Below are 4,689 nucleotides of genomic sequence, written 5' to 3'. Positions count from 1 at the left end.
AAAATGCCCAATGCGGAAAAAGAGTGGGGCGCTATTTTTGCTCACTTTGGTGCAGTTTTGAATACGGTACCTGTTGGTTGTTGTGGTATGGCGGGTACGTTTGGTCATGAGGTTGATAAGTTGTCGATGTCGAAAGACATTTACAATTTAAGCTGGAAGCCGAGCTTAGATAAGTTGGATAACGAGAGATGTTTGATTACAGGCTATTCTTGCCGCAGCCAAGTTAAACGCTTTGAAGGAACGAAGCCCAAGCATCCCGTTCAGGCATTGTTAACTTTGTTGTAATCGGACTAGATCAAGCCCAGTTTTACTGGGCTTTTTAGAAACCGTATTTAGACCCTTTCAAAGGATATGAATCTTGAGAAAACTTGAACTCAAAGTCCCACCTGTTGTGGTGTTTTTGCTAGTCATACTTTTGATGTACGGACTTAAAGTTTTGACGCCGAGCATGAACATTCGAGTACCCTTTGTTGAATTTGTAGTAGGTGTATTAACTTTGTTGTCTGGCTACATGGGCATTGCTGGCGTGTATGAATTTCGCAAAGTAAAAACCACAGTAAACCCAGTAAAACCTGAAGCGGCATCTTCTGTTGTAAGAACAGGTGTGTTTGCCTTTTCACGCAACCCTATGTACACGGCATTATTGCTTCTAATCATAGCAACTGGTTTGTGGTGGCAGCACTTGAGTGTGGTGCTTTGTGGCGTGATATTTGTCAGTTATATGAATCGGTTTCAAATCAAGCCTGAGGAACGCGTTTTAGAGCGATTGTTTGGTGAAGAGTATGTGGATTATAAAAACCATGTTCGTCGTTGGCTCTAAGCATTGCGTTTAGTTTTGTTTGGATGAGACATAAAAAGAAAGCCCAACGGTCGACGTTGGGCTTTCTTTTAGTAAACACTTTTTTTGTGCGCTTCTGATAGGGCAGTCGACTAGGCTGCCTTAACGAACTTTGCTAGGAATGCATCCTTACGTTCATTAAAGCGGCGTACAAGGTCGTCAACCGCTTCTTGGTCATATGGCTTCAAGCCACTTGCAACCATGCGCTTAATACCTTTACCAACGACTTCACCGTCTTCTTTAAACGCAAAGTTTAAGGTGACTACACCTCGTTTTCCTTCTACGTCGAATGTTGCGCCAGTGAAATCCACCTCTGGATGCGTAAGGTCTAAGCGTGAAAATTCGACTTCCATGCTTTCATAAATAACTAATGGACGCTGGCAGTTAATCATCATTTGCTTCTCTTCCATAAGAGGAACCATGATGTGAGGGAAGTTCATACCAGAAAATTGCACGTAATTTGTCACTACATGCTCAATAAATGCCGGATCGTGGTTAGTTTCACCTTCACGGGACATGTGTAAGTATTCTTTACCTGCCTCGTCAACAACAGCGCTTTCTTTGTCACACTTATTTTCAATATGAAGTGCTACACCATCGTTTACCATGCCAGAGAAGTTAAAACGCATCTTTTGGCTAACGCCTTCTTTACTAAGAAGCACAGCGAAAAGTAAATCTCCAGGGACACAAAAGCGTTTGTTGTCTTCATCATGAATTGGGTTGTAGTCACCTGCGACACGTTTTGCAAAGTGGCTTGCTTGTTCGCGAGTGAACTGAAACTGGTGATTAGTGTTTGAAAAATAAGGTGTTAGAAACATAATTTTTACGTAGTAACCAAAACTGTGTGGGATTATATGCGAATATCTGCGTAGCAATGGTCCATCCAGTGAAAACTTCACCGTATCCTAACAATAAGACACTATTTCGGCGGATAAACCGTTAAAAACGCATACTTTAGCAACGCTTTTATTTGTGAAAACAATAAACAACGACCTTTTCGCTCGCCTATCTTTTAAAGTATAGCCATCAAAGTAGACAGGCGTTCATAAATAGTGCCATCAACATGTTTAATCGTATGTAAAAAGGCTCCACGCTGAACGTAGAGCCTTCAAGTCATTATCTGTTTATTCGATGAAATGCCAGTTATGCTTGGTTATTGAACACTTGGTAACAAGCTCTCTGGCATGAGCGTGTTGTGGATAGCCAGCTTAAGCAGAGTATTTGCCTGTTCAATGTCTGGAGCAAAGTAGCGATCTTTATCGTAGAACGATACTTTTTCACGCAACATTTGTTTCGCAATCTCAATACGCTCAGAGGACTTGTTTGGTGCTCTAAAGTCTAGGCCTTGTGCTGCTGAGAGGTATTCTACCGCCAGAATACCGCGAGTGTTTTCGCCCATTTCTTTCAATCTGCGAGCCGCGAATGTTGCCATTGACACGTGATCTTCTTGGTTTGCAGATGTTGGCAAGCTGTCTACTGACGCTGGGTGAGCGAGTGTTTTGTTTTCACTTGCTAACGCAGCAGAGGTAACCTGAGCAATCATGAAACCAGAGTTCACACCACCATTGTCGACTAAGAACGGTGGCAGTTTTGATAGCGCGCTATCGATAAGTAATGCCATACGACGTTCAGACAAGCTACCGATCTCGGCAATCGCAAGTGCTAGGTTGTCGGCTGCCATTGCAACAGGCTCCGCGTGGAAGTTACCGCCAGAGATGATGTCACCATCTTCAGCAAACACCAACGGATTATCTGATACGGAGTTCGCTTCTACTTGTAATACTTCCGCCGCATTGCGGATTTGCTGTAAACACGCGCCCATCACTTGAGGCTGACAGCGCAAAGAATACGGGTCTTGTACTTTTTCACAGTTAGTGTGCGAATCACCTATTTCACTCGATGTGTCTAACAAATGACGGTATGCGAGTGCTGCGTCCATTTGGCTGCGATGACCACGTACACGGTGAATGCGCGGATCGAATGGACGTCGGCTGCCGAGAGCGGCTTCAACAGACATTGCACCACAAACGGTTGCTGATGCGAAAAGGTCTTCCGCGATAAACAGGCCTTCCAATGCGAACGCTGTGGATGCCTGAGTCCCATTTAGTAGCGCTAAGCCTTCTTTTGGCGCCAGAGTGATAGGCTCTAGACCTGCGATTTTTAATGCTTCTTGCCCGGAAATGATTTTACCGTTGTGGCGAGCTTGTCCTTCTCCCAGTAATACAGTGCTCATATGGGCTAGAGGAGCTAAGTCACCTGATGCGCCAACAGAGCCCTTTTTAGGTACACAAGGGTAAACTTGTGCGTTGACTAGGTCGGTCAGCATATTAATGACTTTTAGGCGAATCCCAGAAAAGCCACGAGACAGACTATTGATTTTTAATACCATCATCAGACGAACCGTTTCATCTGACATAAACTCACCGATACCTGCCGCATGAGAAAGAACGATACTGCGTTGCAGTGTTTCTAAATCTTCTGGTGCTATTCGTGTGTTAGCCAATAGCCCAAAACCAGTGTTAATTCCGTAAACCGTTCTATCTTCCGCGATGACTCGGTCTACGACCTGTGTGCTTTCTTCAATGGCCGGAATGGCTTCAGGATCCAAAGTAAGGTTGACTGGTGAACGGCTCACTTGGCGTAGTTCGTTTAAGCTAATATGACCCGGCTTTAGCGTTAAATTTAACATCTCTTTCATCCTTACTTGAGCTTCTTCAGTTCTTCGTTGAGCATTGGCAAATCTAGCCCTTGCTCTGCTGCACATTGTTTAGCGATATCGTATCCCGCATCAGCATGACGCATCACGCCTGTTGCTGGGTCGTTATGCAGCACGCGGGCAATACGTTGTGAGGCATCTTCACTGCCGTCACAGCAGATAACCATACCTGAGTGTTGCGAGAAGCCCATACCTACGCCACCACCGTGGTGCAGTGAAACCCAAGTTGCGCCGCCCGCCGTGTTGAGTAGCGCGTTTAATAATGGCCAGTCTGATACGGCGTCAGAACCGTCCATCATACCTTCGGTTTCACGGTTCGGGCTTGCTACAGAGCCAGAGTCTAAGTGGTCTCGACCAATGACAACGGGCGCCTTAAGTTCGCCATTTTTCACCATTTCGTTGAATGCTTGACCAAGACGCTCACGATCTTTAAGACCAACCCAGCAAATACGCGCAGGTAAACCTTGGAACTGGATGCGTTCGCGAGCCATATCTAGCCAGTTATGTAAGTGCGGATTATCTGGAATTAGCTCTTTTACTTTTTGGTCGGTTTTATAAATGTCCTCAGGATCGCCAGAGAGAGCAGCCCAACGGAAAGGACCGATACCTTCACAGAATAGAGGACGAATGTAGGCTGGAACGAAGCCAGGGAAATCAAATGCGTTTTCTACGCCTTCTTCCAAGGCCATCTGGCGGATGTTGTTACCGTAGTCGAGTGTTGCGGCGCCGCGATTTTGCAGCTCTAACATCGCTTGAACTTGCACAGCCATGGATTTTTTCGCTGCTTTTACGACCATTGCTTCATCTTGCAAACGCATTTCTGCTGCGTGAGACATGCTCCAGCCTTGTGGTAAATAGCCATTGAGCGGGTCGTGTGCAGACGTTTGGTCTGTTACTACATCAGGCGTGATATTACGTTCTACCAGCTCAGAGAAAACGTCTGCTGCATTACCTAGTAGACCAACCGATACTGGTGTGTCTGACTCTTTAATGATAGCTAGCGCTTCATCTAAAGAAGTCGCTTTCTTATCGACATAGCCTGTACGTAGGCGGTAATCGATACGTGACTCATCACACTCTACTGCAATCATGGAGAAGCCCGCCATTGTACCAGCGAGAGGTTGAGCACCACCCA

The 4,689-nt window shown here is 45.6% G+C and carries 5 protein-coding genes; 2 read left to right on the top strand and 3 right to left on the bottom strand.

From position 1 onward, the window contains the following. Nucleotides 1-285 (top strand): (Fe-S)-binding protein (locus IQR33_RS21555; protein WP_193844038.1); only part of this gene is annotated, 285 nt, incomplete at its 5' end. A gap of 73 nt (nucleotides 286-358) precedes the next feature. Then, on the top strand, nucleotides 359-820 hold the full coding sequence (locus IQR33_RS21550) for a methyltransferase family protein (protein ID WP_005377951.1): 462 nt from the start codon (nucleotides 359-361) through the stop codon (nucleotides 818-820). 110 nt (nucleotides 821-930) lie between these two features. On the opposite strand, the gene IQR33_RS21545 is transcribed toward IQR33_RS21550, so the two are convergent. From IQR33_RS21545 to hutU, 3 genes are all read right to left on the bottom strand, one after another. Further along, complete coding sequence (locus tag IQR33_RS21545; RefSeq protein WP_017821813.1) at nucleotides 931-1,656, bottom strand: DUF3581 domain-containing protein; 726 nt, start codon at nucleotides 1,654-1,656, stop codon at nucleotides 931-933. 335 nt (nucleotides 1,657-1,991) lie between these two features. Next, the gene (gene hutH, locus IQR33_RS21540; protein ID WP_017821814.1) at nucleotides 1,992-3,527 is read right to left on the bottom strand and encodes a histidine ammonia-lyase; all 1,536 of its coding nucleotides are present in this window, start codon (nucleotides 3,525-3,527) and stop codon (nucleotides 1,992-1,994) included. Between the two features lie 11 nt (nucleotides 3,528-3,538). After that, nucleotides 3,539-4,689 (bottom strand): urocanate hydratase (hutU, locus tag IQR33_RS21535; RefSeq protein WP_228014054.1); only part of this gene is annotated, 1,151 nt, incomplete at its 5' end.

Origin of the sequence: Vibrio sp. OPT46 (assembly GCF_015163535.1) — a bacterium.
GTDB lineage: Bacteria > Pseudomonadota > Gammaproteobacteria > Enterobacterales > Vibrionaceae > Vibrio > Vibrio alginolyticus.
Note: the sequence above shows the minus strand (reverse complement) of the source record. Positions and strands in the feature narration are given on the sequence as shown.

Coding starts and splice junctions, on each gene's coding strand:
- hutH (WP_017821814.1), bottom strand. CDS start 3,527: ATGTTAAATTTAACGCTAAAGCCGGGTCATATTAGCTTAAACGAACTA.
- IQR33_RS21545 (WP_017821813.1), bottom strand. CDS start 1,656: ATGTTTCTAACACCTTATTTTTCAAACACTAATCACCAGTTTCAGTTC.